Raw genomic sequence first — 2,926 nt, forward strand, 5'->3', positions numbered from 1 at the left:
GTTACCGGTGATGTTCCAGCTGCGACCAATGCCATTATAAGGATAGCAAGGATAAGGTGGGAAAATGCTGTTATAATTGCTACTATTCTTGCATGGCTTGTCATAGGGCCTTACTCAATCGTGTTTTGGAGGGTATCTCTAGATGTTGCTAACTATCTGCTTCTCTACAATTGGTACTATTCAATGTGGCTTGGCCCTATAGCTGGTGTTATGGTGATTGACTACTGGATCCTCAGGCGAAGACTCCTCAAACCTGAGGAGCTCTATAACCACAGTGGGATCTACAGCTATTATAGAGGTGTGAATATTGCTGGCATATCATCCTTCATAATAAGCATCTTGATCGAGTATTTACTAAGCGCTCTACAGGGTAGTATTAGAATATACTTTGGATTTATACCAGTACCAGGGATCGAGTTAGCATGGTACTATGGATTTATATCAGCTGCCCTGATATATCTAATGCTGGCCCAGACTATGAAACAGCATGTATTACCAGAGATTATGGGGGTGAGATAGGCTGACCGAGATATATGATCTCGTTGTTAGAAGGGCTAGGTTGAGGGATAGGCCTAGGGATAGGCTATACGATATAGCGGTTGAAAATGGCAGGATAACAAGGATCTCGGAGAAGATATCTGGGAGAGGCTCGGAAGAGATAGATGCTAATGGAAATCTGGTAACACCTAGTTTCTTCAACATGCACTTCCACCTAGACTCAGTATTAACTCTTGGGAAGCCGAGATATAATGAGAGCGGCACACTATGGGAAGGGATCGAGATCTGGGGGGAGCTCAAGGAGAAGCTATCTGTAGAGGATATACTATCGAGGGTTGAAAAGGCAGTTAAGCTTATGGCCGCATATGGAACCCTATTAGTTAGAACACACGCTGATACAAGCGTGAGGAGTCTAAATACCGTTAAGGCCCTTATAAAGGCTAGAGAGATGTTTAGAGAGATAATAGAGATCCAGGTGACAGCCTTCCCACAAGATGGCATACTAACAGATCCTGAGAACGCCGAGCTCTTAGAAAAAGCGGTGGAGCTTGGTGCTGATAACGTTGGCATGATTCCGCATAATGAGTGGACTAGAGAAGATGGTGTTAGATCTATTGAGATAGCATTCGAAATAGCAAAGAAATATAATAGGGATGTAGATGGGCATGTAGATGAGACAGACGATCCCATGTCTAGATATCTTGAGGTTGTTGCTGCAAAGACTATTAGATATGGCTGGCAGGGGAGGGTCACAGCTGGGCATGTTACAGCTAGTCATAGCTGGGATCCTGCCTATAGATATAGGATCTCATCATTGATAAAGAAGGCGGGGATCACTATTATAGCTAATCCATTGATAAATATACATCTCCAAGGTAGATTCGATATATATCCAAAAAGAAGGGGTATGGCCCCAATAAAATTCTTCCTTAGCAGGGGTATTAATGTTAGCCTAGGCCATGACTGTATAATGGATCCCTGGTACCCCCTCGGTGTGGGAGATATGTTACAGGTGCTCTTCATGGCCGTACATCTAGATCATATAATGGGTGTTTCCGAGCTTAGATCATCGTTGGATCTGATAACGATAAATGCAGCAAAAGCCCTAAGGATCGTTGATAGATACGGTGTTGAAGAAGGCAAGGAAGCCAACTTCGTGGTTCTAAATGGTAAGGATGAACTCGATGTACTCAGAATATTGGGCCCACCGCTATACGTTATTAAAGGTGGTAGAATCATAGCTGATAATACCTCAAGAACAAACCCGAAGATCATGTATAGGGGTAAGTGGGAAGAGCTTAAACAGCACCTCTATGATCTAATAAGTGTGTGATTCTAGCTTAGAGACTCTTCCAATAAAATTTGATCTACAGGTTTTAAGCTTCTAAGCCAAATCGACAAACTTGATCCTCAAATTCTTAACAGAACCAAGCACAGCTCCCTCCTATCCCTACACCCTAGGTTGCTTAGCGTGGCATATGCTTTAAGAACACGCTTGCCTTCATAGCTAGATCTCTATGTTTGCTTAGCAGCTCTCTATCATATGTTATGAGAGATCCTCTAATTCTCCTAGCCAGAGCCACGTAGATCGCATCATACACGGTAATATCACTTTCAAATGCAATCTTAATGGCGTCCTCAAGCAGCTCCATAGCATCCACAATCCAAAGACCAAGTTTTTTGAGAGCATTAACAGCCTTGATGACATCTTCTCCATCTAATCCTTCTATGTATCTAAGCGCGTTGGAGACTTCTATGAGTAGTAACGATGGAACGTATATTTCTACTTCACCATTTAGGAGTAGATCTCTAACTAGCTTCATTTCCTCCAACTCCTCTTCCCCCTTAACAAACCATTTGATGACAGCGCTAGCATCTAGGACTATGGCCTTCATCTCCTCTCATCCCTAAACTTTCTAATAACATCGGTCAGGGGCTTCTCTGGCTTGGCCTTCGATGCTATCTCATCCATAATCTTGAGGGCTTCTTTAACCTCTAGCTCTCTCAATTTCTCCTCGATAGCTTTTCTAATAACTTCACTCCAATTAACATCGGAATACATCTCCATACGCTTCTTCAGCTCCAGAGGTATTCTCACAGTAATTTTAGTAGACATAGAACCACCAGTTATCATATGTACAGACAGTATTAATAAGTTTTGTTATGTCTATATAGTTGCGTCTGTACGATTCTGTATAGCTCTTGCATTCTATACAATTTTCATGGAGCATTAATAGATCATTGGAAATATTGAGAAGCGCGTAGTTCCTAGTCTCCTTTCTATATTTCTATATTCAATCTCTTCAATGCTTCGCCTATTCCACCTAGCTTGATGAGATCCCCTTGGCATGTGGTGAGCCAGCTAGCCATGATGCTAGCACCTCAGGATCTATGTTTCCACCTGTAATCATAGCTATAACCTTTTTCC

At 42.3% G+C, this 2,926-nt stretch carries 4 protein-coding genes; 2 read left to right on the forward strand and 2 right to left on the reverse strand.

All coding sequences use genetic code 11. The annotated features are described in order from the left end of the window. Both QXE01_12415 and QXE01_12420 read left to right on the forward strand, forming a co-directional pair. A partial coding sequence (locus tag QXE01_12415) for a cytosine permease (GenBank protein MEM4972041.1) occupies positions 1-519 on the forward strand: 519 nt, incomplete at its 5' end. A gap of 10 nt (positions 520-529) precedes the next feature. After that, on the forward strand, positions 530-1,831 hold the full coding sequence (locus QXE01_12420; protein ID MEM4972042.1) for a cytosine deaminase: 1,302 nt from the start codon (positions 530-532) through the stop codon (positions 1,829-1,831). A 133-nt stretch (positions 1,832-1,964) separates the two neighbouring features. Here the strand turns inward: QXE01_12420 and QXE01_12425 are convergent, their stop codons facing one another. Together QXE01_12425 and QXE01_12430 are read right to left on the reverse strand one after the other, a co-directional pair. Further along, positions 1,965-2,393, reverse strand: coding sequence for a type II toxin-antitoxin system VapC family toxin (locus tag QXE01_12425; GenBank protein MEM4972043.1), 429 nt, complete (start codon positions 2,391-2,393; stop codon positions 1,965-1,967). Then, positions 2,390-2,614: a hypothetical protein gene (locus QXE01_12430; protein ID MEM4972044.1), complete on the reverse strand. Its 225-nt coding sequence runs from the start codon at positions 2,612-2,614 to the stop codon at positions 2,390-2,392. Before QXE01_12430 ends, QXE01_12425 begins: the two co-directional genes overlap by 4 nt. Positions 2,615-2,926: the final 312 nt, after the last annotated feature.

The organism is Sulfolobales archaeon (assembly GCA_038897115.1).
Lineage (GTDB): Archaea > Thermoproteota > Thermoprotei_A > Sulfolobales > AG1 > AG1.